We start from the raw sequence: 24,928 nt of genomic DNA, 5'->3' as shown, positions 1-24,928 counted from the left end.
ACCTGTGGAACGAGGACATCGGTGAGTGACCTGCCCAGCACCCCTCAGACCCCCCCCCCCCCCCCCGCCCCCCCCCCCCCCCCCCCCCCCCCCCCCCCCCCCCCCCCCCCCCCCCCCACCCCCCCCCCCCCCCCCCCCCCCCCCCCCCCCCCGCGCCCCCCCCCCCCCCCCACCAGCCCCACCCAACCCGCACCCACCCTCGAACCCGCACCCCGACCCCCACAGGGGCGCGGGGAACTGCGCGACCAGCCCCACTCGACCCGCACTCGCCACCGATCCCCCGCCCCCGAGCTCTCAGGCGACGTACAACCGAACCCCGCCCCCATCCCCCGCCTCAACCCGAACCTGCCGCAAATCAGCCACGACAACATCCGGCTCATAGAACCGGGCCCGCGGCCCAACCCCCACCACCCGCATCCCCGCGGAGCGCCCCGCCTGGATCCCCGCCCCCGAGTCCTCGAACACCACACAATCCTCCGGCGCGACCCCCAACTCGGCCGCCCCCTTCAGAAACCCCTCCGGATCCGGCTTGCTCGCACCCACCGACTCCGCCGTCACCCGCACATCCGGCAACTCCAGCCCGGCGGCAGCCATCCGCGCCGCGGACAGCGCGACATCCGCCGAGGTCACCAACGCATGCGCCAGCCCCAACCCCCGCAGCGAGGCCAGAAACTCCGGCGCCCCAGGAATCGGCACCACGCCCACCACATCCGCCGTCTCCTCGGCGAGCATGCGGGCGTTGTCCGCGTGGTTCTGCTCCATCGGCCGGTCGGGCAGCAGCAGGGCCATCGAGGCGTACCCCTGCCGCCCGTGGACGACCTTCATCACCTCGTCGGCGTCCAGCCCGTGCCGTTCGGACCAGCGACGCCAGATCCGCTCCACGGCGGCGTCCGAGTTGACGAGGGTGCCGTCCATGTCGAGCAGCAGGGCACGGGCGGTGAGGACGGTGGCCGACATCGGCAGCTCCAGGGCGAGGGGCGCGGGGCACCGGGGTGCAGGGTGGCCCCCGGAGGGACAAGGTGGTCCCGCCCGCCGGTCAGGGAAAACGGGCGGGAGCCACTTTGTTCCCCCACGGTACAAAACCGATCCCAATCGCGCCAGCGCCTCCAGAAACCGTTCACCGACCGTTCAGCTCGCGCCCCGCCCTCACCCCGCCGTCACCCGGCGACCGCCTCCCACAGACTCCACACACCGAGCCCGAGCATCAGCAGCGCCGCCACCTTGGTGATCAGCCGCAACGGCACCCGCCGCATCAGCGCCTTACCGCCGACGATCCCGATCCCCGCCACGGCCCACAGCGCCAGCACCGCACCGACGCCGACCGACAGCGGGTCGTCGTACCGGGCCGCGAGGTTCGCCGTCATGATCTGCGTCAGATCCCCGAACTCGGCGACGAGGATGAGCATGAACCCGGCCCCGGACACCTTCCAGAAGGACTGGTTCTCGGGCTTGCGGATCTCCTCCTCGTCCTCGTCCTTCTTCCTCAGCAGCACCGCGGCGCCCCCCAGGAAGAGCACGCCGGTCACCGCGTGCACGATCTGCTGCGGCAACAGCGTCAGCACACTGCCGGCCGCCACGGCGAGGGCGACGTGCAGCGCGAACGCGGCGGCGACGCCGGCGAAGACGTAGGAGGCGCGATAGCGCGTGCCGAGAACGAGCCCGGCGAGCGCGGTCTTGTCGGGCAGTTCGGCGAGGAAGACGACGCCGAAGACGACGGCCGTGACGGTGAAGCTGATCAAGGTTCCTCAATCGGTCGGGGCTGCCCCACCGAGAGCATGGTCACTGCGCTGCGACACCTCGGCACGGCAGCACACATGGGCACCCGCGCCATCGGGCACGGGCGTGCACTGCTTGCCGAAGGTCTCGCTGGCCGACCTCGTGGACGAGGCCCGCCTCCGGGCGCCGGCTCAGGCGAGCTGAGCAGTATGTCGACGGTCCGGCGAAGAGCTACTCCCCTTCTGCGCTCCCCATGATACGAGATCGTTTCGCCGTAAACCTTGTTATGTCATGTACTCGTCATTAACTTCTTACCCGACGCACACCTCCCGGCAACAGGGCGTCGCGAGCATTCCATCGCTCGCCCGCCAACACCCCCACCTCCCAAGGGAGTTCGCACATGTCGAAGTTCTACGCGCGTCGACGCGTCAGCATACTCGCGGCGCTGACCGGCGTCATAGCCTCCGTCGGACTCTTCAACGGACCGACCGCCTCCGCCGCGCTCCCCACTCCCGTCAGCGCCGCCACCGCCCGCACCTACCTCGCCTCGCTCACCGTGGCCGCCGAGGACCGCACCGGCTACGACCGCGACCTCTTCCCGCACTGGATCACCCAGTCCGGCACCTGCAACACCCGCGAGACGGTCCTCAAGCGCGACGGCTCGGGCGTCGTGACCGACTCCTCCTGCGCCGCCACCAGCGGCAGTTGGTACTCCCCGTACGACGGCGCCACCTGGACCGCCGCCTCCGACCTCGACATCGACCACCTGGTCCCGCTGGCCGAGGCCTGGGACTCCGGCGCCGACAGCTGGACCACCTCCCGGCGCCAGTCGTTCGCCAACGACCTGACCCGCCCGCAGCTGATCGCGGTCACCGACAACGTCAACCAGGCCAAGGGCGACCAGGACCCGGCCACCTGGATGCCGTCGCGCACCGCCTACCGCTGCACGTACGTCCGCGCCTGGGTCCAGGTGAAGTACTACTACGACCTCTCGGTCGACTCGGCGGAGAAGTCCGCCCTCACGAACTACCTCGCGAGCTGCTGAACGAGCACCGACGGCGAGCCGACGGAGTTCGGCAAACCGTGATCTGCGGAACCTCCCCGCTCCCCTCCGTCGTTCCGTACCGTACGGGGCGACGGAGGAGGGCATGACGTGGCCGAACTGCGCCTGGGTCCGCTGCTGAGGTACGTCGACGGCTCGGCCGCGACCGTGTGGGTCGAGGCGAGCCGTCCGTGCGCCGTGCGGGTGCGCGGGGCGGACGGGGCCGGCGGTGAGGCCCGCACCTTCCAGGTCGCCGGCCATCACTACGCCCTCGTGCCGGTCACCGGCCTCACACCGGGGACCACGACGCCGTACGAGGTCCTCCTCGACGGCACGGGCGTGTGGCCGCTTCCCGACTCGCCCTTCCCGCCCTCCGTCATCCGCACCCCGGCCGAGGGCGACACGGTCCGGCTCGCCTTCGGCTCCTGCCGCTGGGCCGCGCCGCCGGCCGACGAGGAGGATCCGGTCGGCCCGGACGCCCTCGACACGCTGGCCGCCCGGATCGCGGCCGACCCGGACGGCGAACGGCCCGACGTACTGGTCCTGCTGGGCGACCAGGTGTACGCCGACGAGACGTCCAAGGCGACCAGGCGCTGGCTGGCCGCCCGGCGCGACCTGCGCGACCCGCCGGGCGCCGAGGTCGCGGACTACGAGGAGTACACCCGCCTCTACTACGAGTCCTGGCTCGACCCGGAGGTGCGCTGGCTGCTGTCCACCGTCCCCAGCTGCATGATCTTCGACGACCACGACGTCGTCGACGACTGGAACACCTCCGCCGCCTGGCTCGCCGACATGCGGGCCACGCCGTGGTGGCGGGAGCGGCTGCTGAGCGGGCTGATGTCGTACTGGGTGCACCAGCACCTGGGCAACCTCCCACCGGCCGAGCTGGCCGCGGACCCGCTCTACGCCGCCGTACGCGAAACCCCCGACGGCACCGACCTGTTGCGCGCCTTCGCCTGCCGGGCGGACGCCGACCCGGCCTCCGTCCGCTGGAGCTACCGGCGTGACTTCGGGCGCGTACGGCTGCTGATGGTGGACACCAGGGCGGCGCGGGTCCTGGACGAGGACGCGCGCTCGATGCTCCACCCGGGCGAGGCCCGCTGGCTGCGCGAGCAGGCCCTGGACGCCCCCGGCTCCTACGACCACCTCCTCATCGGTACGTCCCTCCCCTGGCTGCTGCCGCACCTGGTGCACGACGCCGAGGCGTGGAACGCGGCCCTGTGCCGGGGCGAGCGCGGGGAGCGGTGGGCTCGGTTCGGGGAGAACCTGCGGAGGCGGGCGGACCTGGAGCACTGGGCGGCGTTCCCGTCGTCCTTCGACGCCCTGGCGGCGTTGATCGCCGAGGCCGGTTCGGGCGAGCGGGCCCCGGCGACGGTGTGCGTACTCTCGGGCGACGTCCACCACGCCTACGTGGCCGAACCGACCTGGCCCCACGGCAGCGGCCCCGGCGCCCGTGTCTTCCAACTGACCTGCTCCCCCGTCCACAACGCCATCCCGCCGGCCATCCGGCTCGGCTTCCGCTTCGGCTGGAGCGGGCTCGCCCGGGTGCTGGGACGCCGCTTCGCGGGCCACGGCGGCTGCCCGACCCCGCCGATCGACTGGCGCCGCACGGGCGGGCCCTGGTTCGGCAACCAGCTCATGACCCTGACCCTGCGCGGACGTTCGGCACGGCTGCGGCTGGAGCAGGCACGGGGCGCTGCGCGGCTTCAGACGGTGGCGGAGTCGGTACTCGCGCCGTGACGGTGGGGCCGTTCGCGTAAGAGCCCGGGGCTGTCGGTGCGATGGGCGGCCGCGGGTCGTGGTGGGTTGCTCGCGCAGTTCCCCGCGCCCCTGAAGGTCGGCCTCGCGGCCGCCAACCCAGGGGCGCGGGGAACTGCGCGACCAGCCACACACGACCCGCAGCCGCCGACGAACCCCACTTCCCCCGAACCCACCGCGAAGTCCGTGATGCTTGCGGCGGGGGCGCGGCCGGGTGTGGATTCGGTCACTCTTTCGGACGCCGATGTGGTGGCCAGAGCCGCGCTACGTGCGGTTGTCCCTGGGGCGGATGGGGATGCCGATGCCAAAATGTGGCCAAATGTTGAACTTGCAAGTGTTGATTAGGGCTCCCTAGCGTGGGGCTACCGATCAGTATCCGTCCCCACGCCGTTCCTCAAAGGGACCGGTAAACCTCAGACCGAGGGAGTCCCCCACATGACCGGACGCCTCAACAGCGCCCAGCCGTATGCCATCGGCCTGTTCCGCGTCGTCGTCGGCCTGCTCTTCGCCTGCCACGGCGCCAACTCGCTCTTCGGCACCTTCGGCGGCGAGACCGTCGAGGCCGGCACCTGGCCCGGCTGGTTCGCCGCCGTGATCGAACTCGTCGGCGGCAGCCTGGTGCTGCTCGGCCTGGGCACCCGCGCCGCGGCGTTCATCTCCTCCGGCGCCATGGCGTACGCGTACTTCAAGGTCCACCAGCCGCAGGCCCTGTGGCCCATCGAGAACAGCGGTGAAGGCGCCGCCATGTACTGCTGGGCCATGTTCCTGCTGATCTTCACGGGCTCCGGCGCGTTCGGGCTGGACCGGCTGTTCGCCAAGCGCTCCGAGGCGCAGAGCCGGACGGCGGCCGACAAGACGCCGGTGGCGGCCTGACGCCGGGCGGGTCCTTGCCTGGGCTCCGCCCTTGAACGCCGGCGCCCGTACCTGCGCGACTCACGCGGGTGCGGGCGCCGTTCGGCGTCGCGTGCACGTGGAGCATCCACTCCACGTCTCACCCGGCGGGCAGCCGGGTGAAGATGCTGTGCCGAACACACGAGCCCCCGATGAATCTCCTGTCACACCCCCGGCGTACGCTGTATGGCTGTCATAGGCCGCACCTGCCGCTCCCCCGCGACGAAGCGGCACGGCACGGAATGGCCACGGGGGTAAACGGGGAGTTGCGGTGCTCGAGGGTCTCGAGGACATGGGTTCGCTGACGGCGGCCCCATGGATCTATGTGGTGGTAGCACTGTCGGTCCTGCTGGACGTGTTCGTCCCCGTCCTGCCGAGCGGCGTCCTGGTGATCACGGCCGCGACGGCGGCGGCCGCGGGGACGGGTGCCGCGACCGGTCAGGTCCCCGGCGAGGTCCCCGACATCCTGGCCCTGACCCTCTGCGCCGCCACCGCCTCCGTCCTGGGCGACCTGGTCGCCTACCGCCTCGCCTGGCGCGGCGGCGCCCGCCTGGACCGCGCGATCGCCCGCTCCCGCCGCCTCACCTCGGCGCAGGAACGTCTCGGCACCGCCCTCGCCCGAGGCGGCGGCGCCCTGGTCGTCCTGGCCCGCTTCGCCCCCGCGGGCCGCTCAGTCGTCTCCCTCAGCGCCGGCGCCACCCACCGCAGCCCCCGCGACTTCCTCCCCTGGTCCGCCCTGGCCGGCCTCACCTGGGCCACCTACAGCGTGGCCCTCGGCTACTTCGGCGCCCAGTGGCTGGGCGCCACCTGGCTGGCCACAGCCGTCTCGGTCGCGGCACTGTTCGCGGCGGGGGCGGGGGCCACGTACCTGATGCGCCGGAAACCGGCGTAGGCGCTCCGCTGGGGGCGGGGGGATTCGGCGCGCGTTTCGACGGCTGGGCCGCCTACGTGTGCGGAAGGCGTCGGTGACACGGTGACTGTCGTGCGGGCACCGGCGCCCCGCTGACTGCCGCGTCCGCGCAGCCGAACCGGTGGCTGGCCTGCGGGTACAGCCCAGCTGATGACTGGCCGTACGGGCACGACCGGCCTGGTGACCGGCCGTACCGGCACAACGGGCCTGGTGACTGCCGCGCAGGCACAACGGGCTGGCGACTGCCCGGCACAACGGGTCGGCGACTGGCCGCGACAGCACGCCAACCCGACGACTACCGGACGGGCACAACCGACCGGCGCCTGGCCGCACGTACACACCCGACCGGCAACTGGCCGCACGTACACAGCCGACCGGCAACTGGCCGCACGTACACAGCCGACCGGCAACTGGCCGTGCGCGCCCCACCGCGCGGCCAGGCCCGGCGCAGCCCGGCGCGGCGCCCGCCGACGTACGGCTGATTCCTGCCCCTCCCCGGCCTACCCGGCCTTGCGCGTCACCGCGCCGGTTCCTCGGATCTCCAGGCCGTCGAGGAGTTCGGCCGTGGCGGCCGCGATGGTGTCGACGGCGTGGTCGAAGACCTCGCGGTTGTGGGCGGCCGGGGCGCGGAAGCCGGAGACCTTGCGGACGTACTGGAGGGCGGCGGCTCGGATCTCGTCCTCTGTCGCCTCTTCGGGCAGTACGGGCGGACGGAGTGTCTTGATACTGCGGCACATGTCGAACAGTCTCCCTCGCGGAGGGGCTCGTCTGCCATGATCACGTCGAGGCGGCCACCGCGAACGGGGCCGACCGACGAGAGGAATCGCATGACTGCGCAACGCACGACGGCGCGACAGACCACCTCGAACGACCGGCTCACCGTGGCCGTGCTGGGTCCGGGCGGCATCGGCGGCCTGCTCGCCGCGTTGCTGTCCAGGGCCGGCCACCGTGTCGTCTGCCTGGCCGGTGACGAGACGGCCGAGGCCCTGCGGACGAACGGCATCCAGGTCCGCAGCGCCCTCTTCGGCGACTTCACGGCCCAGGTGGAGGCGGACACCGAGCTCCGTGAGCCGGTCGACGCCTGCCTGATCGCGGTCAAGGCCACCGCCCTGGACGCGGCCCTGACCCGCGTCCCGCCCACCGCACTCGGCGACGACGCCCTGATCGTCCCGTTCCTGAACGGCGTGGAACACCCGGCGATCCTCCGCGACCGCTACCGCCCGGACCGGGTCGCCCCCGCCGTCATCCGCGCCGAGTCGACCCGCGTCACCCCGGGGCAGATCGAACACCCGAGCCCCTTCGCCGAGATCGACCTCACCGGCGACAGCGTCCCCCGCGTCCGCCTCGACACCCTTGCGCAAGCCCTCGACGCGGCCGGCCCCACCACCCGCGTCCTCCCCGACGAGACGGCGGCCCTCTGGGCGAAGATGTCGTTCCTCGCTCCCTTCGCCCTGCTGACCACCCGCCACGCCCTCCCCCTCGGCGACGTACGCACCCACCATCGCGAGCAGTTGACGACCCTGGTCGAGGAGACCGCGGCCGTCAGCCGCGCCTGCGGCGGCCCCGCCGACCCGACCCAGGCCCTCGCCCGCTACGACGCCTTCCCACCGGGCACGAAGTCGTCCATGCAGCGCGACGCCGAGGCAGGCCGCCCCCTCGAACTGGACGCCATCGGCGGCGCGTTGCTGCGCGCGGCGGAGCGCCATGACATTCCTACGCCGGTCACGACCGGCCTGGTGCGCGAGTTGAGGGAGGCGGGGCATTAGCCGACCGGGCTCGGGTGAGCCTCCAGCTCACCCGCCCCCACACTGGCCCACATGCCCGCCCACACACCCGTTCGCATGAACCACCCAAACAAGCTCGCCACCCAAAATCGAACAGGCGTAGCATTGGCTCGTGGCTACGCCCTATGACTTTCCGAGTGACCTGCTCGCCGGTCAGGAGGAGCTGCATCAGGTCCGGGCCGAGCTGTCGGCCCTGCTGAAGCGGCTCCCCTGGTCGGTCGTGCCCGTGGACGCCTTCAGCGACGACAACGGCTGGCGCAAGGTCGAGCGCCCCGCCTCCCCCGGCTGGACGGAGGACGAACAGGCCCAGGTGGAAAAGCTCCGCCGCCGCGAACACGAACTCACGATCTTCATCAGCGGCCACCGCTACTGGTCGGAACTCGCCGGCGGGGAAAAGGTCGACGCCCGCTCCCAGTTGAAGCACGCCCACGAGGCGTCGGCCCCCCAGGAGACCTGAGAGGGACATACCGCACGTCCGGCCACGTCACGGAAACATCACCCGGCCTTCACATCTCTCTCACTTGGCGCATGATGCTTCCGGAAACAACGGAACATCCCTGGGGGGACACCATGCGCACCCGCATCCGCGCCCGCAGCCTCGCGGTCGGCCTCGCCACCGCAGCCCTGCTGACACTCACCGCGTGCGAAGGCACCGACAGCACCGGCTCCGACAAGCCGGACACCACCGCCGAGGAGACCGCCGGCCAGACCAAGAGGGACGCCGAGGCCACCGAGCCCGAGACGGACGCGCCCGCCAGTGAGACCGCCGCGGACGAGGCCGAGGCCGAGTCGGAGACCGCGGCACTGCCCGACCTCGTCGGCAAGGACCTCCAGGCCGCCCAGGACGAGGCACAGGCCGCGGGGTTCTACGTCCTCGACGACCAGGACGCCAGCGGCCAGAACCGCTTGCAGGTCTTCGACCGCAACTGGACCGTATGCCGCCAGGAACCCGAGGCCGGCACCCACCCCACGGACACGCCCGTGACCCTGTACGCGGTCAAGGACGACGAGACCTGCTGAACCGCCCTCGCCCGACCCGGCCTCCCTTCCCGGGGGGCCGGACAGGAGAGGCCCCCCGGGGAATCCCCGGGGGGCCTCTGACCTGTGACTCGGAACGGTGGGCGCGGACGGTTTCGAACCGCCGACATCCTGCTTGTAAGGCAGGCGCTCTACCCCTGAGCTACGCACCCGAGAACGAGTCGACAGCCTACCTTGCCCGGGGCCGTGCATCGCAAACCCGTATCGGGGGTCGTCCTGGGGTTATCCCCACCCCGGATCCGGGAGCGGCCCGGATCCCGGCCGGTCGCCAGGATCCGTACGGTCGAACCACCATCCGCATCCTGGGCCCTGAAGGGCAGGTCTCAGGGAGTCTCAGGGGGAGATCGTCATGGCCCGTACCGTTCCGGTTCCCGTCCGCGCCGTCGCCGCCGCCGGGGTCGTCGTGGCGCTCGTCGGGGGGCTTGCCGCGTGCGGGGTCTCCGCCGGGGACGACAAGGAACCCGAGCACCGGTCCTTCGCGCTGGAGGGGCGGACGCTGACCGTGGACTCCGACGACTCGGCGTTGGAGATCGTCGCCGCCGACGGCAACAAGGCGGGGACGGTCGAGGTGACGCGGTGGTTCCAGGGGACGGTCGCGATCGGCTCGGACCCGAAGGTGACGTGGTCGATGGAGGACGACCGGCTGGTGCTGCGGGAGAAGTGCTCGGGCATGATCGCGAACTGCTCGACGAAGCACCGCATCGAGGTGCCGCGCGGCATCACGGTGAAGCTGAAGGACGGGGACGGGAGTGTGCGGGCGCGGGGGTTCCGGGATCCCTTGAGCGTTCAGACCGGGGACGGGTCCGTGCGGGTCACCGACTCCAGCGGGCCGCTGGACCTGCGCACGGGCGACGGTTCCGTACGGGTCTCCGGCGTGTCCTCGCGCACGGTGAAGGCGCGCAGCGGTGACGGCTCGATCCGGCTCGAACTCGGCACCGTGCCGGATCGGGTGGAGACCCGCAGCGGCGACGGCTCGGTGACGGTCGAGCTGCCCCGGGCGACGTACGACGTGGCGACCGAGACCGGCGACGGGGCGGTCGACGTGTCCGTGCCCCGGGACGACACCAGCCCGCACAAGGTCTCCGCGCGTACCGGCGACGGAAAAGTCACGGTGCGAACCGCGAACTAACCGGCCCGTGTGTTCGTCCTAAACCGGTGGGAGAATGAACCGGGCAGGGTGAATGACAGCACGGGAGAGGGATGTGACGGCGACACCTCCGCAGCCGAACTCGCCGTCAGCGCCGGGCGCGCAGACCGACCGGGAGTGCGCGCCGACCGACCCGGAATGCGTGCGGGCCGACACCCTCGGCCCTGTCCCGCACGGCACCCGCCACACCCGCCGCGCCCTCCATGACACCCTCACCCTCGCCGCCCTCCCCCTCCTCGTCGCCCTCGCCCTGCCGGCCGCGTTCGCCGGCGGCGGCACCCGGCGCTGGTTCGGTGGGCGGGCCGAGAGCCAGCGGGCCGAGGCGCAGGCCGCGAAGGACGCCGCGGCGGCCGCGTTCTACGAGCTGGACACCGCCCAGCGGGACCTGCGGATCTCGATCGAGACGATCTCGGCCGTCGACGCCTCCCCGGCCGCCCGCCGGGCCATCGGCGACTTCGAGGCGCTCGGTCGGCGGATCGACGAGGTCAGCCACCAGTACATCCAGGCCGTCGACGCCCACGACCTCGACCGCGACGACCTGGAGGCCTCGGTCGCAGCCCGGGCCCGTGGCGAGCTGACCAAGGCCAAGGACGACCTGGACAACGTCAAGCGGGAGCTGGATCGGTTCGCGGACGGGCTGGGGCCGCTGCTCGGCAAGGCCGAGACCCAGCTGGCCCGCCTCGCCCCGGCCGTCGAGCGCGCCCGGCAGGGCCTGCTGGCCGCCTCGAACGCGCTGGACGCCGTACGGGCGTCGGGGCTGCGGGCGGACGACCTCGCGGCGCGGCTCGCGGCGCTAGCTCCGGAGCTGACCAAGCTGAACCAGGGTGCCGGGCAGCACGGCGTCCCGCAGACGCTGGAGCGGGCCGAGCGGGTCGCCCGGGAGGCGGAAGCGGTCCGGGCGGAGGCCGGGCGGCTGCCGGAGCGGGCCGCCGAGATCGATCACCGGCTGGTGTCGCTGCGGACGCGCGCGCAGGCGCTGACGACCCGTGCCGGGCAGGTCGAGCCGATGCTGAGCGAGCTGCGGCGGCGGTTCACGGTGGCGTGCTGGCAGGACCTGCAGCATGTGCCGGACGGCGCCGGGGAGAACGTACGGCAGGCCGAGCTGAAGCTGAAGGAGGCGCAGACCGCGCGGGAGGAGCAGCGCTGGCCCGACGCCACCGCGCTGCTGTCGACGGTCCGGGCGCTGCTGAACAGCACCGACGAGTCGGTGTCGGCGGCCGGTGACCGGCTGCGGCGGCTGAACGCCGTGCAGAAGGACCCGCAGCAGGAGATCGACCGGACGCGGTTCGCGATCCGGGACGCCCAGCGGCTGGCCATGTCCGGGCGGAACACCCCGGATCCGCGGCACGCGCGCCCGCTGGACGACTCCGTCGCCCGGCTGGAGCGGGCGATCGGCACCCTGGAGGGGCGCCACCCGGACTACTGGCACTTCCTGACCGAGACGGAGGCGGTACGGCGGACGGTGGCCCGGGTCGTCGCCCAGATCCGCGAGGAGCGCGGGGCCGGGCACTGAGCCGGGCGGCCGTACCGCCCCCCGTCCGGGGCGATCAGGTGCGGTAGGCGTAGTACGCGGCGTTCGGGTCCGACGCGATGATGCTGGCCAGCGAACGCCGGTAGGTGTTCGTGGAGTGGTACGTCAGGTACGGCATGCCCTGCGGGCTGCGGTAGGTGACGATCATCGTGTGGTCCTTGGAGCCGTTCTTGTCGAAGTCCATCTGGAGCACGTCGCCGACGTCCATCTGGTAGACGTTGGCGAGGCTGGTGGTCCGCTTGGAGTTCTGGGCGAACCAGGACCACTCGTTGACGCCGACGAACGAGTGGGACTGGATCTCGGCGTTGCCGAACCACTTCGTGTAGTCGTAGACGTAGCCGGGCACGTGCTTCCAGCCGCCGGCCTTCAGGGACTGGCTGACGAAGTTGGTGCAGTCGCCGCCCGCGCCCTGACCGTTGAAGTCGGGGTAGTCCTTGTTGTAGTTCCGCCAGTACTTCTCCGCGTACGCCGCCATGCCCTTGTAGTCGAGGGCCGTGCCCGTGAGGGCCTTGGGCTTGGCCGGGGCGGGGTAGGTGGTCGCGGCGCGCGGGGCGGACGGCATGGTGTCGTCCACGGCGAGCGCCTTCACGGACGGATTGGCGAGGGTGTTCACCGCGATGCCCTGGTCGGTGTCGCGGATGCCGGTCAGCTGCCAGTCGCCGTGCCGGTCGGCGGTGAAGGTGAGCTCGTGGCGGGCCTGGAAGCCGGTGGTCGTCGGCTCGCCGTCGCGCACCCCGGCGTAGGTCAGGGTGGTGGTCTCGGTGACGGCGGCCTTGGCCGTACGGCCCGTCACGCGCGTGGCGTCCAGGGTGACGGCGGTGTCGGCCTTGCGGTACCGCTCGCCGAGGCGCGCGAGCAGGTCCTTGCGGCTGTCCAGCGCGGCCAGGGCGGTGTCCTCGGCGCGGGCCGTCCGGGAGGACAGGCGGACGTCGCCGGCGAAGCCGTCGGTCAGCGGCCGGCGGGTGCGCTCGCCGTCGACCAGGGCCTGGGTGCGGTCGGTGAAGACCGCGTCCGCCAGCCGCTGGAAGGTGGCCCTGGTCGCGGCGTCCACCGTCGGGTCGTCGGCGACCGCGGCGCCGGCGCTCCAGGTGGGCAGCAGTGCCGCCGAGGCGGCGATCGAGGCGACGGCGGTCGCGACTATGGTGGCGCGGCGGCGCGCACGGATCGGTGTGCTTGCTCTCACGGGGATTCTCCTCGCCCGGGGTGGTCGAACCCGGGTGAGGAATCTTTACACCATCTCCCCAACTCCCCCACAAGCGGGGGTAGTTGAACGCACACCGAGTCCTGGTCCGGCTACTTCACGACCGTCGACCAGTCCGGCGACTGCGCCGGGTCCAGACCGCGCAGCCGCCGCAGCGTCTCCGGCTTCTGTACGTCCATCCAGTCGGCGAGCTCCCTGAAGGACACGCACTTGACGTCCTTCTTGGTGCAGACGTTCTTGATGACCTGGTCGACGGCCTTCATGTAGATGCCGCCGTTCCACTCCTCGAAGTGGTTGCCGACGAACAGCGGCGCCCGGCTGCCGTAGTAGACCCGGTTGAAGCCGGCCATGTACGTGTCCAGCGTCTCCTGCTGCCACTCGGCATGCCGGGCCGGGTCGCCGTCGGTCTCGCCGTCGGACTGGTTGTAGAGGAAGTTGAAGTCCATGGACAGGCCCTGGAAGTCCCCGCCGTCGTACGGGAGCATCTGCAGCGGGAAGTCCCAGATGCCGTTCTTCTTCGTCGGCCATATCTGGAAGTCGCCCGCGGAGCTGGCGTCGTAGCGCCAGCCGTAGTCCTTCATGGCCTCCAACAGGTTCTCCTGACCCTCCAGGCAGGGTGCGCGGCCGCCGGTGACCTCCTTCCTGAAGTCGAACGGCAGCGGGGCGAGGTCGGTGTAGCCGGTGTTGGTCTTCCACTTCTCCACGAACGCGTAGAACTGGTCGATCTCGCTCTTCCACTGCTCGACACTCCAGAAGCCGCCACCGCGCACGCCGCAGAAATGGCCGTTGAAGTGGGTGCCGATCTCGTTCCCGTCCTTCCATGCCCTGCCGAGCTGTTCCAGCGTCGTGCGGATGTGCTCGTCGGTGGGGAAGCTGATCGCGGCCGAGCCCTTGGGGTGCTGGGGCGGGGAGTACAGGTTCTTCTTGTCCTTGGGCAGCAGGTAGATGCCGGTGAGGAAGAAAGTCATGTGGGCGTCGTACTTCTTGGCCAACTCGCGGTAGTGCGAGAAGAGTTCGTCGTCGCCCTGGAGTGCTCCGTCCCAGGAGAAGACCACGAACTGGGGTGGCTTCTGGCCCGGCTTGAGCGGCTCGGGCTTCAACTGGCCTTTCGGTGGCCCGGTGTAGGAGGTGGAGCCGTCACCGAGGACCTTCGTCTTCCCGTCCCACTCGGGCTCCTTGGACGGCCCGGAGGGCGCTCCCCCCGAGGCTGGGTCACCCCCGTCGCCGGCGGACGCAATGGGTGTGGTGCTGTCCGAGCCGGTCAGGTTCTCGTAGGCCACGGGCACCACCAAGGCGAAGAGGAGGGCCGCCATGGCCATGGCTCCCGCACGGACCACATGCTCAGGTGCGCGTGGCAGGCGACGGGGTTCGCGACGGCGACGACGGCCGGACGGTGACATCATGCGCGGCTCATTCTGCGAGGGGGTGGGGGGCGAGGGGGCTGAGGGGAAGGCCGGTCGCGGGGTCAGCCGAGACCCAGGGCGCCGGAGAAGATCTCGTACGGGACGCTGTCGGCTGGGGTGCCGGCGACGCCCTTCAGCGGCAGGGGTTCGAGGCTCTTGGCGAGATCGATGCGGTAGGCCACCACGGCCGTCGACACCGAGGCGGCGGTGCCGACGTACCAGGCCGCGGTGTCGTCCTGGGTGGTGCCGATCTTGCCGGTGACGTGCGGCGCGGAGGCGGCGGTGGCCGGGTGGGCCAGGGCGAAGGCGTCCCGCAGGGCGGACTGGACCTGCTCGGCCACCCTCGCCGGCACCGCGCGCCGGGAGGCGGGCCTGGCCAGCCGCACCTCGGAGCCGTTGCGGGTGATCCGGGCCACCGAGAACGGCTCGACATGCGTGCCGGCGCCGGCGAACGTGGCGTATCCGCTCGCCATCCGGATCGCGCTGGGCGTGGCACTGCCCAGGGACAGCGCGGGCACCTGCGGTCCGAAGCTGGAGCCGAGCAGACCGGCCGCCTCGGCGGTGCGGCGCACCTTGTCCAGGCCGGTGTCCATGCCGAGCTGCATGAACGGTGTGTTCACCGACAGGGCGAGCGCCTTGTGCAGACTGATCCGCCCGTGGTCCTGCCCGCCGTCGTTGCGGGCCTTGACCTGTTTGCCGCCGCGGTCCCAGTAGGGGCCCTCGGGCGTCATGACCGGGATGCCGTCGTCGCCGTCGTACAGCGTCTGCGGTGTCACCTCGGTCGCGGCGCCGTCGCGGGTCTTGCGGACACCGTTGTCGAGGGCCGAGGCGTAGACGAACGGCAGGAAGGCCGAACCGGCGGGCACAGTGGTCGCGTTGGACTCGTTGTAGCCCTGCGTACGGTGGTCCGGGCCGCCGTGGACCGCGAGGATCCGTCCGTCGGCGGCGACGGAGGCGGCGCCGTAGTGCGCGGTCCTCGCCGTCGCCGGGTGGTCCTCGCGCGCCTGCTCGCGAGCCTTGGTCACGGCGTCGGTGAGCGCGGTCTCCCTCTTGCGGTCGAAGGTCGTGTAGATCTGATAGCCGCCGAGGTCGAACTGCTGGTCCGTCAGGCGCGCGGCCTTCTTGGCGTACTGCGCGGCCAGCTCCACCAGGTAGTCGCTCTGCTTACCGGTGTCGTAGCCCTGCGTCTGCCGCAGCGGCTCGGGGAACGTCCGGTACTTCGCCCGCTCGGCCGACGAGAGCCTGCCGATGTCGACCATGCGGTCGAGGATCCAGGACCAGCGCTCCACGGCCCGCGCGTGGTTGGCCCGGCTCAGCGCGGGGTCGTAGAGGGCGGCGCCCTTGAGGAGGGAGGCGAGGAACGCGGCCTCGCTGACGTTCAGCTCGCCGACGTCCTTGCCGTAGTAGGCCTGGGCGGCGCGCTGCATGCCGTAGGTGCCGCGGCCGAACCAGCTGGTGTTGAGGTAGCCCTCCAGGATGTCGTCCTTGCTCATCCGGTTGTCGAGCTTGAGGGCGAGCATGGCCTCGGTGAACTTGCGGCCCACCGAGCGGTCCTGGTTGAGGTAGACGTTCTTGACGTACTGCTGGGTGATCGTGGAGCCGCCCTGGGTGTCGCCCTCGCCGAAGGTGCGCCACACGGCACGGGTGACGCCGCTGAGCGAGATGCCGGGGTCGGAGTAGAAGCTGGCGTTCTCCGCGGCCAGCACCGCCCAGCGGACGTCCTCCGGTATGTCCTCCAACGGCATGTCCTGCCGCCGCACCCAGCCGGTGCGGGCCATGGGCGTCCCGTCGGACCAGAAGTAGACGTTGTCCTGCTGGGTCGCGTACGAGTTGAGGTTCTCCGGGATGTCCGTGGCGGCGTACGCCACCGTCAGGGCGGCGGTGGTCAGGCCGAGGAAGGTCAGCACGGCACCGAGCCACTGCCGCCAGGAGGGCACCCAGCGCCGCCAGCCGGTGCGGCCGGGGCGCGGATACCGGGGCCGCAGGCGGCGCAGGCGCGGGGCCCACGGGGCGGCGGCCGCCCTGAGGCGGAACAGGGCCGACAGGCGCGTGGCCTTCCGGCGGTGCCCCGGAGTGCGGGACTCCCCTGTGTCGCGTTCGCCGGTGCGGGATAACTCCGCATCGGCCGTTCGCAATTGCACGGTCTCGTCCGGCGGGAGCGCGGGGACCTTTAACTGCATGGTCTCGTCCGGCTCCTGCCCAGCCCTGGTCACGGCTGCGCCCCTCCCCGCATTCGGTCGTGCCCGCGAGGAAGGGCATGGCCACCGCGGTCAACGGCAGCGCGCCCCCTGTTCCCCCGGCCTTACGGCTCCTCGCGGCGATCGAAAAATATCAGTGACCTTTTCAAATTCTCCACACCGGTACCGGACAGGGTTGATCGCAAACGGTCGCAGAGAGGGGTGTATCCGGTCAGGCCGATTACTCTTTGGCCATGCCTCGCTATGAGTACCGGTGCCGCAGCTGCGGTGACACGTTTGAACTGAGCCGTCCGATGGCGGAGTCCTCCGCGCCCGCCTCGTGCCCTGCGGGGCACGAGGACACGGTGAAGCTTTTGTCGACGGTGGCTGTGGGTGGGACGGCGTCCGCCCCCGCGGCTGCGCCCAGGGCGAGCGGCGGGGGCGGTGGGTGTTGTGGTGGAGGGTGTTGTGGCTAGGTAGGGCCGGTGCGCTTTCTTCTGCGGGTGCGTGGGGGCTGGTCGCGCCCACGCGGCGGAGCCGCATATCAATACAGCCCCGCGCCCCTCAGAGGGCGCTGCGCGCCCCTCAGGAGGTCTCCGTTCGGCATGCCTTCAAGAACTCCCGCAGGATGCGCTCGCCCGCCAGTGCTCCCCGTTCCGGGAGGGCGGTGATCATGGGGGCCGTCCAGTTGGCGTCCGCCAGTTCGCCGTGTCCTGGGCGCCAGCCGCGGTCGGCGGCCAGGAGGAGGTCGGCGTCCAGCAAGGAGTCGCCGGCCGCCAGGGTGAGGTCCGCGCCCGTGCGGCGTGCGACCTCGTGCATGGCGGCGCTCTTGGTGAGGGGCTTGGGGACGGCGTAGATCTTGCGGCCCTGCAGGGAGACCGTCCAGCCGCGGTTCTCGGCCCATGCCGCCAGCTCCTTCACCCACTCCTCGGGCAGCAGCTCGCGCTCGACGACGAGGTAGGCGAAGAGGTCCTCGGCGATGCGGTGCTTGCGCACCCAGGCCGGGGACGCCGTGGCCATCAGGTGGTCCTGGATCTCCGCGAGGGGCGCGCACTGTTCGGCGAGGCGGCCCTGGACCTGGGCGTGCCAGTCGGGGTCGGTGACGCCGTCCACGAGCAGATGGCCGCCGTTGGCGCAGATCGCGTACTTCGGGGCGGGGCCCGGCAGGTTGATGCGCTGGTACTGCTTACGGGTCCGGGTCGTCGTCGGCACGAAGACCGCCGCGTCACCGAGGTCGGTGAGCAGCTGGGCCGCCGTCTCCGTCATGTACGACAGGGGCCGGGCCTCGTGCACCTCCACGCACAGCAGCCTCGGCGCCCGCGCGTCCGGCATGGTCAGCGCGAGGGCCGCCGCGGAGTAGATGAGCGTACGGTCGAGGTCGCTCGCCACCAGTACCGGCATCAGAGGTTCACCGCCCTGCCGTCGGCACCCGTCGCGCCCCGCGTGTACCTGGGGTGGATCAACCCCACGCAGGTGTACGGCAGTTCCGCCACCTCTTCCACCGGAACCCCTCTCTGTTCGGCCAGCAGTCGGACATGGTCCAGGTCGGCGCCGGCACCGGCCCGCGCCAGGATCTTCCAGGGCACCCGGCGCAGCAGCACCCGCGTGGTCTCGCCGACGCCCGGCTTCACGAGGTTCACGTCGTGGATGCCGTACTCCTCGCTGATCCGCTCGACGGCGGCCCAGCCCTCCCAGGTCGGCGCGCGGTCGGCGGACAGCAGTTCCTTGGCGGTCGCCTCGACGGCGTCCACGACCTCCGGGAAGCGGGCGGAGACGGCGTCGAGGAAGGCCACGGAGACGTCCGCGTCGGCGAGTTCGCGGTAGAACTTCGCGCCGTGGTAGTCGTGCGGGCCGACCAGGTCGGCGCGCAGCACGGTGCGCGAGATCAGACCGGAGACGGTCGAGTTGAGGCACGCGGACGGGATGAGGTAGTCGTCGCGGGTGCCGTACGTCCGGACGCACGAGCCCGGGTCGGCCAGCACGGCGATCTCCGGGTCGAAGCCGGTGATGCCGTCGGAGGCCTCGAACTCCCGTATGGCATCGGCCAGTTCGCGGGTGATGGCGCCCTTGCCGGTCCAGCCGTCGACGAAGACGACGTCACGCGGGTCGTGGTGGGCGGCCAGCCAGCGCAGGGCGTTGGCGTCGATGCCGCGGCCGCGCACGATCGACACGGCGTAGTGGGGCAGTTCGAGGCCGTGCCGGAACTGGGCCCAGCGGCGCATGAGGATGCCGACGGGGGTGCCGGCGCGGGCGAGGGAGACGAGCACCGGGCGCGGTGACCGCTCGGCGAGGACGAGCTCGGTGACGGCACCGGCCGCCTGCGCCAGCCGCGCCGCCGTCTCCTCCAGCGCGGCGTGGAACAGCGCCTGGTACTGCTCGCTCGGCTGGTACTCCACCGGCAGCGACTCGGCGTAGTGCGCGCCGCCGCTCTGGATGGCCTCCTCGCGCTCCTCGGTCGGCGCCTCCAGGGTCACGTCCGAGAGGTCCTGGAGCAGCCAGCCGACCTCTTCGCGGTCGTACGAGGAGAAGGCGGGGCCGCGGAGGGGCTCGGGCAGCATCGGGGGCCTTTCGGGACGGGCAGGGGGCGGTCCGGGGACGTACGACGGTACGACCGCGAGCAGGACGTGCGGGGTGTGCGCGGCGAGCTGCGTCAACAGGCCCTCGGGGGCGTGCAGTTCGGGGGTGTCGGCGGCCGAGTCGACGACGGCCACGACGGCGTCGAAGCCGGCGCCGGCGACGTTGTAGGCGTAGCGCTCGCCGGGGCCGTCGGCCGGGTCGTCGTGGGCCGGGAACGCGAGGCGGGTGCGTATCGCGTACCCCGGGTCGTCGACCGCGAGGACGGGTGAGCGGGTGGTGGTCGAGTAGCGGACCTCCACGTCGGCGCTCCGCTCCAGCTCGCGGGCGAGGCGCAGGGGGGCGTACATCAGCTCCTCGAAGCCGAGGACGAGGACGCGGCGCGCGTCGGCGGGGAGCGCCTCTGCCAGGCGGGCGGCCATGGCGGGGAGGGCGGCTTCGAGCCGGGTGCGGTGGGCGGGCGTGAAGCCGTGCCGGCCGCCGTCGGGGAGGCCGGGGGGCCAGTGCAGGTCTATGCGGGTGGGGTGGGGGTGGGTGCGCTCGTCCGCCGGGTGCGGGCCGGTGGGGGCTGGTCGCGCTGTTCCCCGCGCCCCTGGGGTGGTGGTCCGGCCGTCGCTTTCAAGACGCGCGGCATCCGCGTCGCCCTCAAGGGGCGCGGGGGACTGCGCGACCGGCCCCGACGCACCCGCACCCGACGACGGACCGTCCGCGGCGCTCTCGGTCTCGTACCGCGCCACCAACGCCTGCCCTTTCTCCAACACCCCCTCCGGCAGCCGTACGGTCCCCGAAGCAGCGGCCACCAGATCCACCCGCGCCCCGATCTCCCGCGCGAACTCCTCCAGCCGCCCCGCATCCGCCGCCGACCGCATGTCCACCAGCGCGACGACCACATACCGCCGCCGCGGATACCGCGCATGAAGGTCCCGGACGGTGTTCAGCACCGTGTTCCCCGTGGAGAACTCGTCGTCCACCAGGACCAGCGCCCCGTCGCCGGGCAGCAGGCCGGGATCCTCGGGCAGCAGCAAGTGCGACGTGGCGTGCGAGTGGGACTCCTCGAAGCCCCCCGCAGGGGCGACCCCGGCGACGGGACGCCGCGTCGAGTGCAGATACGGCGCGTCCCCCACCCCGTCGGCCACGGCGTGCCCGAGCCCGGTCGCGGTCTCCGCGTAACCGAGGACGACCGCCTCGCCCGCCCCCTCCGCGCCCAGAAGCTCCCGCACCCGGCGCCCGAGGTCGAACCCGGCGTCGTACACCACGGTCGGCGACTGCGGCACATGCTTGCCGAGCACGTTGGAGACCAGCAGATGCGCCCGCTTGGGGTTGCGGCGCAGGGCGAGCCCCAGCATCCGCGTGAGCCCGTCGTCGCCCTCGAGCCGGACTCCGAGCCGCTCGGCGACCCAGCTCCCGGACCAGACTCCGTCGTTCACTGCGTTGTTCATGCGTCCCTTGGAAATATCGGAAAAAGAGGCCGGCCGGTCAGGCCGGGATCCCGGCGGCGAGCAGCTCCACGAAGCCGACGTCCTCGTTGGCCACACCGAAGACCTCGGCCCGCAGGAGGGTCCGCTCGGCCCAGGCGCGGTGCGGCTTCACCTCGTTCATCTTGTTCGTGTACTGCGACCTCAGTACACCCCCACCGCAGCGCTCCGGCCGCAGGATGTCCTGGGCGTCGCTGAACTCCTCGTGACTGACCACGGACAGTGCGTGCACCGGCAGCACATGGGAGGGGTGGATGCAGGTCTTGCCCAGGAGGCCGTTGGCGTGGTCCATGGTGATCTCGCGCAGCAGTCCGTCCATGGAGTGCTCGATGAGGGCCTCGCGCAGCTGCTCGGCCTGGCCCTCCAGGAACGGGCTGCGGCGCAGCTGGGGCTTGAACATACGTTCCTGCACCCGGAAGTACTCCCACACCGGCCCGGTCACCGTGAACCCGGTGCCGTCGGCTCTGCCCAGCATGTTCACCACGTCGGCGATCACGGAGGCGACGATCTGGACGTCGTACGCCGTCATGTCGGGGGCCCGCCGCAGCCCGTACGACGAGCAGAAGTCGGTGACCCCGAGGCGCAACGCCAGCACCCGCTCGCGGTACTTGTCGACCGCGCGGGAGACGCCCTCCAGGGTCTCCACACGCGACTCCCGGTACATCAGCTCGGGCGATTCCAGCACGGGCATGGCGAACAGCCGCCGCCCGCTCTGCGCCTCGGCGCCCGCGAGGGCCTCCAGGAAGGGCATGCCGCGCTCTTCGGTGAACTTGGGCAGCACGAACCCGGACAGCAGCCGTACGGTGGGGCCGAGCCGTCGGACCAGGTCGGGGATCTGCTCGGGGGTACGGACCCGGACGAAGAGCAGCGGCGGCTCCACCGCGCCCCGGCGTCCCGCGAGGTCGGCGAACTGCCGGACGAGGTTCTCCTCGCCCTCCGCGACGTCCTCGTCACCGATGGAGTCCTCCAGGCACAGCACCATCGAGACCACGCCGCGTCCGGTCTGCTTGACGATGTCGTCGGCGAGCCGCGGCCGGGTGGCCGGACTGTAGAGCGTGGCGCCCAGGGCCGCGGAGAGCAGCCGGGCCGGGGAGTCGGCGGAGAACTCGCACGGCTCCTGGTGGAAGAGGCGCTGCCGCACCTCCGGGGCGATGTGCCCGAAATGACGCATAGAGCTCCCCCGTGGTGACTCAGTGGCCCCTGTGACCGGTTCACAGGTGGCCGGTAATAGTACGTAGATACCCATGTCAGGGGTTCCCGCAGGGCATGAATTTCTGGTAACGCGGACGAACACAGGCGCGCACGGTCCGTCGCACCCCCGCGTTGTCGTGACCAGGACGGAGAGGGCAGGATGACCGTATGACGCACGCGATGTTGAAGGGGTCGAACGTCCCGCTCGAAGCCACGACGGTACGCGCCGTGCTGCGCTGGACGCCCGGGCAGGGGGTCCCGGATGTCGACGCCTCCGCACTTCTCCTCGGCCCCGACGGTCGTGTGCGCTCCGACGAGGACTTCGTCTTCTACAACCAGCCCCGGCACCCCTCCGGGAAGGTCTGGCGACTCGGCAAGAAGCGGGGAACCGAGGGCCTCACCGACACGATCCAGACAGATCTGGCCGGTGTCGAGTCCGGCGTCGGTCAGATTCTGCTGGTCGCTTCGGCGGACGGCATCGCCTTCGACCGCGTACGGGATCTGCGCATCGTGCTGTACGACGCCGCGGCCGCCGACGGCGATCCGCTGGCGTACTTCGACATCAAGCCGGAGACGGGCCAGGAGACGGCCCTCATCTGCGGCGAGCTGTACCGCCGCGGCGAGGGCTGGAAGTTCCGCGCCCTGGGCGAGGGCTACTCGAACGGCCTCAAGGGCCTGGCCACGGACTACGGCATCTCGGTGGACGAGTCCGAGGCCATGGACGAGCCCGGCCCGGCCCCCACGCCGGAGGTCTCCCAGCCCCTCCCCCCGGAGCAGCCCACGACCGTGGTCCCCCCTCAGCCGTCCTACGGCTACCCCCAACAGCCCCCACCGACCCAGCCGGCCTACGGCTACCCCCAGCCCACCTCCCAGTCGGGCTACGGCTACCCGCCCCCGGTGACGGCAGCAGCCCCGGGCCCGGAATTCCGCCTGCCCCCACAGGGCCCGCAGTTCATCGGCCGCTGACGGGGGCGCGGGGAACTGCGCGATCAACCACAACGGGACCCGCACACGCGCCCCAGCGCAGAGGCCCGAGCTGGTAGGCGCCCCCGCCAAGACCCGGCGTCAGCGCTCCGCCTTGGTCTTGTATCCGCGCCCCCACTGCAACCCCCACCCGAACAACCGATCCAGCTCGGCCTGGAACCCGTAGACGAACTTCACCTCACGCCGGACCCAGATCTCGCCCTTCACGTTCTCGATCATCACCACCGCACACGACCGAGCCTGCGGATGCCGCTCGTCGAGGCCTATCTCGATCCGGGGCCCGTTGCTCGGATACAGCGTGACGATCGCGTGCGTACGGTCGAACGCCGGCGTCTGGTCGTAGATGTACACGAAGACCAGCAGCCGCTTGATGTTCTCCTTGTGATCGAGGTTGACGTAGATCGTCTCCCCGGACGCCGACCCGAACCGGTCGTCCCCGCTGAGCTTCACGTACGGCGGCGCGTTCACGTCCCCGAGGAACCCGCCCAGCGGCTGGACGACCCCCTTCGTCCCGTCGGTCAGCTCGTACAGCGCCCCGAGGTCGAGGTCGACGTTGACCATGCTCTGGCTGTGCCCGAGCACCTCCGGCGGCTTGAGCGCCTTGAACGGGTGCCGCAGCAGACTCTCCCGCTGCGACCCCCCGATGTCGGACGTCCGCATCCGCCAGGTCAGGTTGATCCGCAGGTGCCCGGTGGCGGCGCCCTGCTTGGTGAGCGATACCCGGTCGTGCCGTTTCGTCAGCTCTATCGAGTTCGACGACGCGCTGCCCGAGTCGAACTCGGCCGCCCGGCCCCGCCAGAGTCCGTCCAAGAAGCCCATTCCGCCCCCACGTCCCACACGAAAGACCTGCGTTCACTGGAAAAACCGGCGGGGCGGCCGGAGGCCCGGCCGCCCCGCTGAGAGCGTTCCTCAACCGCAGGGGTGTCACACCCCGGACGAGACCTCAGTCTTCTCGTCCGAGGCCGCCGCTTTTCCCTCCGCGGCTGCCAGCGCGCGGTTGCGGCGCACCGAGGACCAGAAGGACCAGCCGATGAGGATCACACCGATCGAGCCGGTGATCAGCTCGTGGATCTCGTACTGGATGGTGACCAGCAGGATCATGGCGAGGGCGCCGATGGCGTAGTGGGCGCCGTGCTCGAGGTAGACGTACTCGTCGAGGGTGCCCTGGCGGACCAGGTACACGGTCAGGGACCGGACGTACATGGCGCCGATGCCGAGGCCCAGGGCCATCAGGACGATGTCGTTGGTGATGGCGAAGGCGCCGATGACGCCGTCGAAGGAGAAGGACGCGTCCAGGACCTCGAGGTAGAGGAACATGAAGAACGCGGCCTTGCCTGCCATCGCGACGGCGCTGCGGGGCTTGCCGGTGCGCTCGGCCTCCTCCTCGGCCTCGTGCTCGCGCTCCTCCTCTTCTTCGAGCTTGTCCTCGAAGTAGCCGGAGAGTCCGCCGACGATCATGTAGGTGATGAGGCCGGCGATGCCGGAGAGCAGGACCGTCTCGGCCTTGTCGACGTGGGCACCGCCGTGCTGGTGTGCGTTGGTCGCGAAGGTCATCGCGCTGATGAGCAGGACGATCAGGGCGATGCAGACGGACAGCATGTCGATCTTGCCGAGCTTGGCGAGCGGGCGCTCCAGCCAGGCCAGCCACTTGATGTCGCGGTCCTCGAAGATGAAGTCGAGGAAGATCATCAGCAGGAACATGCCACCGAAGGCCGCGATGGCCGGGTGGGCGTCGGTGACGAGCTGCTGGTACTGGTCCTTGTCGCTGAGGGCCAGGTCGACGGCCTCGATCGGCCCGAGCTGGGCGCTGATGGCGACGATGACGACCGGGAAGACCAGTCGCATACCGAAGACGGCGATCAGGATGCCGATGGTGAGGAAGATCTTCTGCCAGAAGGCATTCATCTTCTTCAGGATCCCGGCGTTGACCACCGCGTTGTCGAAGGAAAGCGAGATCTCGAGCACGGAGAGGATCGCCACGACGCCCAGGGCGGTCCACCCCCCGAAGAGGAGCGCCGCAACCAGACCGAGCGCGGTGACCGCGAACGACCAACCGAAGGTTTTCAGAACCACTGGCTACCCAATCCTATGTGTACGGGGCTCCCC

Annotated in this window: 22 protein-coding genes and 1 tRNA gene; 11 read left to right on the top strand and 12 right to left on the bottom strand. The window is 71.3% G+C overall.

Annotation, left to right across the window (positions count from 1 at the left end; genetic code table 11):
* Window positions 1-294: 294 nt before the first annotated feature.
* Both ACFZBP_RS36430 and ACFZBP_RS36425 read right to left on the bottom strand, forming a co-directional pair.
* Complete coding sequence (locus tag ACFZBP_RS36430; protein WP_391419762.1) at window positions 295-957, bottom strand: HAD-IA family hydrolase; 663 nt, start codon at window positions 955-957, stop codon at window positions 295-297.
* Between the two features lie 200 nt (window positions 958-1,157).
* A complete protein-coding gene (locus ACFZBP_RS36425; protein ID WP_391419760.1) occupies window positions 1,158-1,739 on the bottom strand; it encodes a TMEM165/GDT1 family protein in 582 nt (193 codons plus the stop codon).
* 377 nt (window positions 1,740-2,116) lie between these two features.
* On the opposite strand from ACFZBP_RS36425, the gene ACFZBP_RS36420 reads away from it, so the two are divergent.
* From ACFZBP_RS36420 to ACFZBP_RS36405, 4 genes are all read left to right on the top strand, one after another.
* A complete protein-coding gene (locus ACFZBP_RS36420; RefSeq protein WP_391419758.1) occupies window positions 2,117-2,761 on the top strand; it encodes a DUF1524 domain-containing protein in 645 nt (214 codons plus the stop codon).
* A 108-nt stretch (window positions 2,762-2,869) separates the two neighbouring features.
* A complete protein-coding gene (locus ACFZBP_RS36415) occupies window positions 2,870-4,498 on the top strand; it encodes an alkaline phosphatase D family protein (RefSeq protein WP_391419756.1) in 1,629 nt (542 codons plus the stop codon).
* Window positions 4,499-4,951: 453 nt separating this feature from the next.
* Window positions 4,952-5,389 carry a DoxX family protein gene (locus ACFZBP_RS36410; protein WP_383450492.1) on the top strand — a complete coding sequence of 146 codons (438 nt, stop codon included), beginning with the start codon at window positions 4,952-4,954 and terminating at the stop codon, window positions 5,387-5,389.
* 310 nt (window positions 5,390-5,699) lie between these two features.
* On the top strand, window positions 5,700-6,299 hold the full coding sequence (locus ACFZBP_RS36405) for a DedA family protein (RefSeq protein ID WP_383450863.1): 600 nt from the start codon (window positions 5,700-5,702) through the stop codon (window positions 6,297-6,299).
* Between the two features lie 518 nt (window positions 6,300-6,817).
* On the opposite strand, the gene ACFZBP_RS36400 is transcribed toward ACFZBP_RS36405, so the two are convergent.
* Entirely contained in the window at window positions 6,818-7,054 is a 237-nt protein-coding gene (locus tag ACFZBP_RS36400; protein ID WP_383450490.1) for a DUF2277 domain-containing protein, read from the bottom strand.
* A gap of 90 nt (window positions 7,055-7,144) precedes the next feature.
* On the opposite strand from ACFZBP_RS36400, the gene ACFZBP_RS36395 reads away from it, so the two are divergent.
* The 3 genes from ACFZBP_RS36395 to ACFZBP_RS36385 all read left to right on the top strand — a co-directional run bounded on the left by ACFZBP_RS36395 (window position 7,145) and on the right by ACFZBP_RS36385 (window position 9,121).
* The gene (locus ACFZBP_RS36395) at window positions 7,145-8,083 is read left to right on the top strand and encodes a 2-dehydropantoate 2-reductase (protein WP_391419753.1); all 939 of its coding nucleotides are present in this window, start codon (window positions 7,145-7,147) and stop codon (window positions 8,081-8,083) included.
* A gap of 130 nt (window positions 8,084-8,213) precedes the next feature.
* Window positions 8,214-8,558 carry a hypothetical protein gene (locus ACFZBP_RS36390; protein WP_383450484.1) on the top strand — a complete coding sequence of 115 codons (345 nt, stop codon included), beginning with the start codon at window positions 8,214-8,216 and terminating at the stop codon, window positions 8,556-8,558.
* Between the two features lie 113 nt (window positions 8,559-8,671).
* The gene (locus tag ACFZBP_RS36385; protein WP_383450480.1) at window positions 8,672-9,121 is read left to right on the top strand and encodes a PASTA domain-containing protein; all 450 of its coding nucleotides are present in this window, start codon (window positions 8,672-8,674) and stop codon (window positions 9,119-9,121) included.
* Between the two features lie 98 nt (window positions 9,122-9,219).
* Here the strand turns inward: ACFZBP_RS36385 and ACFZBP_RS36380 are convergent.
* Window positions 9,220-9,291 (bottom strand) — tRNA-Val (locus ACFZBP_RS36380).
* Between the two features lie 197 nt (window positions 9,292-9,488).
* Between ACFZBP_RS36380 and ACFZBP_RS36375 the strand changes: the two genes are divergently transcribed.
* Together ACFZBP_RS36375 and ACFZBP_RS36370 are read left to right on the top strand one after the other, a co-directional pair.
* Complete coding sequence (locus ACFZBP_RS36375; RefSeq protein WP_391419750.1) at window positions 9,489-10,268, top strand: DUF4097 family beta strand repeat-containing protein; 780 nt, start codon at window positions 9,489-9,491, stop codon at window positions 10,266-10,268.
* Window positions 10,269-10,341: 73 nt separating this feature from the next.
* Window positions 10,342-11,799 (top strand): hypothetical protein, encoded by a 1,458-nt coding sequence (locus ACFZBP_RS36370; protein WP_391419748.1) that lies wholly within the window; start codon window positions 10,342-10,344, stop codon window positions 11,797-11,799.
* A gap of 34 nt (window positions 11,800-11,833) precedes the next feature.
* Here ACFZBP_RS36370 and ACFZBP_RS36365 read toward each other — a convergent pair whose 3' ends face one another.
* From ACFZBP_RS36365 to ACFZBP_RS36355, 3 genes are all read right to left on the bottom strand, one after another.
* A complete protein-coding gene (locus ACFZBP_RS36365; protein WP_391419746.1) occupies window positions 11,834-13,000 on the bottom strand; it encodes an amidase domain-containing protein in 1,167 nt (388 codons plus the stop codon).
* 110 nt (window positions 13,001-13,110) lie between these two features.
* Window positions 13,111-14,421, bottom strand: a complete 1,311-nt coding sequence (locus tag ACFZBP_RS36360) for a hypothetical protein (protein WP_391419744.1) — start codon at window positions 14,419-14,421, stop codon at window positions 13,111-13,113.
* Window positions 14,422-14,483: 62 nt separating this feature from the next.
* The gene (locus ACFZBP_RS36355; RefSeq protein WP_391419742.1) at window positions 14,484-16,601 is read right to left on the bottom strand and encodes a transglycosylase domain-containing protein; all 2,118 of its coding nucleotides are present in this window, start codon (window positions 16,599-16,601) and stop codon (window positions 14,484-14,486) included.
* Window positions 16,602-16,852: 251 nt separating this feature from the next.
* Here ACFZBP_RS36355 and ACFZBP_RS36350 point away from each other — a divergent pair, with 251 nt between their 5' ends.
* A complete protein-coding gene (locus ACFZBP_RS36350) occupies window positions 16,853-17,074 on the top strand; it encodes a zinc ribbon domain-containing protein (RefSeq protein WP_383450464.1) in 222 nt (73 codons plus the stop codon).
* 109 nt (window positions 17,075-17,183) lie between these two features.
* Here the strand turns inward: ACFZBP_RS36350 and ACFZBP_RS36345 are convergent, their stop codons facing one another.
* The 3 genes from ACFZBP_RS36345 to ACFZBP_RS36335 are packed head-to-tail and all read right to left on the bottom strand — an operon-like array spanning window position 17,184 to window position 21,818.
* The gene (locus tag ACFZBP_RS36345; protein ID WP_391419739.1) at window positions 17,184-17,999 is read right to left on the bottom strand and encodes an HAD family hydrolase; all 816 of its coding nucleotides are present in this window, start codon (window positions 17,997-17,999) and stop codon (window positions 17,184-17,186) included.
* Window positions 17,999-20,611, bottom strand: a complete 2,613-nt coding sequence (locus ACFZBP_RS36340) for a phosphoribosyltransferase domain-containing protein (RefSeq protein WP_391419737.1) — start codon at window positions 20,609-20,611, stop codon at window positions 17,999-18,001. Before ACFZBP_RS36340 ends, ACFZBP_RS36345 begins: the two co-directional genes overlap by 1 nt.
* Before the next feature lie 37 nt (window positions 20,612-20,648).
* The gene (locus tag ACFZBP_RS36335) at window positions 20,649-21,818 is read right to left on the bottom strand and encodes an HpcH/HpaI aldolase/citrate lyase family protein (RefSeq protein ID WP_383450457.1); all 1,170 of its coding nucleotides are present in this window, start codon (window positions 21,816-21,818) and stop codon (window positions 20,649-20,651) included.
* 188 nt (window positions 21,819-22,006) lie between these two features.
* Between ACFZBP_RS36335 and ACFZBP_RS36330 the strand changes: the two genes are divergently transcribed.
* Window positions 22,007-22,804: a TerD family protein gene (locus ACFZBP_RS36330; protein WP_391419735.1), complete on the top strand. Its 798-nt coding sequence runs from the start codon at window positions 22,007-22,009 to the stop codon at window positions 22,802-22,804.
* A 99-nt stretch (window positions 22,805-22,903) separates the two neighbouring features.
* Here ACFZBP_RS36330 and ACFZBP_RS36325 read toward each other — a convergent pair whose 3' ends face one another.
* Window positions 22,904-23,641 (bottom strand): Tellurium resistance, encoded by a 738-nt coding sequence (locus ACFZBP_RS36325; protein ID WP_234768506.1) that lies wholly within the window; start codon window positions 23,639-23,641, stop codon window positions 22,904-22,906.
* Window positions 23,642-23,746: 105 nt separating this feature from the next.
* A complete protein-coding gene (locus tag ACFZBP_RS36320; protein WP_383450451.1) occupies window positions 23,747-24,895 on the bottom strand; it encodes a DUF475 domain-containing protein in 1,149 nt (382 codons plus the stop codon).
* Window positions 24,896-24,928 lie beyond the last annotated feature (33 nt).

Origin of the sequence: Streptomyces sp. NPDC008086, assembly GCF_042957325.1 — a bacterium.
Classification (GTDB): Bacteria; Actinomycetota; Actinomycetes; order Streptomycetales; family Streptomycetaceae; genus Streptomyces.
This window is presented reverse-complemented; position numbering and strand designations above follow the sequence as displayed.

Coding starts and splice junctions, on each gene's coding strand:
- ACFZBP_RS36430 (WP_391419762.1), bottom strand. CDS start 957: ATGTCGGCCACCGTCCTCACCGCCCGTGCCCTGCTGCTCGACATGGAC.
- ACFZBP_RS36420 (WP_391419758.1), top strand. CDS start 2,117: ATGTCGAAGTTCTACGCGCGTCGACGCGTCAGCATACTCGCGGCGCTG.
- ACFZBP_RS36410 (WP_383450492.1), top strand. CDS start 4,952: ATGACCGGACGCCTCAACAGCGCCCAGCCGTATGCCATCGGCCTGTTC.
- ACFZBP_RS36405 (WP_383450863.1), top strand. CDS start 5,700: ATGGGTTCGCTGACGGCGGCCCCATGGATCTATGTGGTGGTAGCACTG.
- ACFZBP_RS36400 (WP_383450490.1), bottom strand. CDS start 7,054: ATGTGCCGCAGTATCAAGACACTCCGTCCGCCCGTACTGCCCGAAGAG.
- ACFZBP_RS36395 (WP_391419753.1), top strand. CDS start 7,145: ATGACTGCGCAACGCACGACGGCGCGACAGACCACCTCGAACGACCGG.
- ACFZBP_RS36385 (WP_383450480.1), top strand. CDS start 8,672: ATGCGCACCCGCATCCGCGCCCGCAGCCTCGCGGTCGGCCTCGCCACC.
- ACFZBP_RS36375 (WP_391419750.1), top strand. CDS start 9,489: ATGGCCCGTACCGTTCCGGTTCCCGTCCGCGCCGTCGCCGCCGCCGGG.
- ACFZBP_RS36360 (WP_391419744.1), bottom strand. CDS start 14,421: ATGATGTCACCGTCCGGCCGTCGTCGCCGTCGCGAACCCCGTCGCCTG.
- ACFZBP_RS36355 (WP_391419742.1), bottom strand. CDS start 16,601: ATGCAGTTAAAGGTCCCCGCGCTCCCGCCGGACGAGACCGTGCAATTG.
- ACFZBP_RS36350 (WP_383450464.1), top strand. CDS start 16,853: ATGCCTCGCTATGAGTACCGGTGCCGCAGCTGCGGTGACACGTTTGAA.
- ACFZBP_RS36345 (WP_391419739.1), bottom strand. CDS start 17,999: ATGCCGGTACTGGTGGCGAGCGACCTCGACCGTACGCTCATCTACTCC.
- ACFZBP_RS36340 (WP_391419737.1), bottom strand. CDS start 20,611: ATGAACAACGCAGTGAACGACGGAGTCTGGTCCGGGAGCTGGGTCGCC.
- ACFZBP_RS36335 (WP_383450457.1), bottom strand. CDS start 21,818: ATGCGTCATTTCGGGCACATCGCCCCGGAGGTGCGGCAGCGCCTCTTC.
- ACFZBP_RS36330 (WP_391419735.1), top strand. CDS start 22,007: ATGACGCACGCGATGTTGAAGGGGTCGAACGTCCCGCTCGAAGCCACG.
- ACFZBP_RS36325 (WP_234768506.1), bottom strand. CDS start 23,641: ATGGGCTTCTTGGACGGACTCTGGCGGGGCCGGGCGGCCGAGTTCGAC.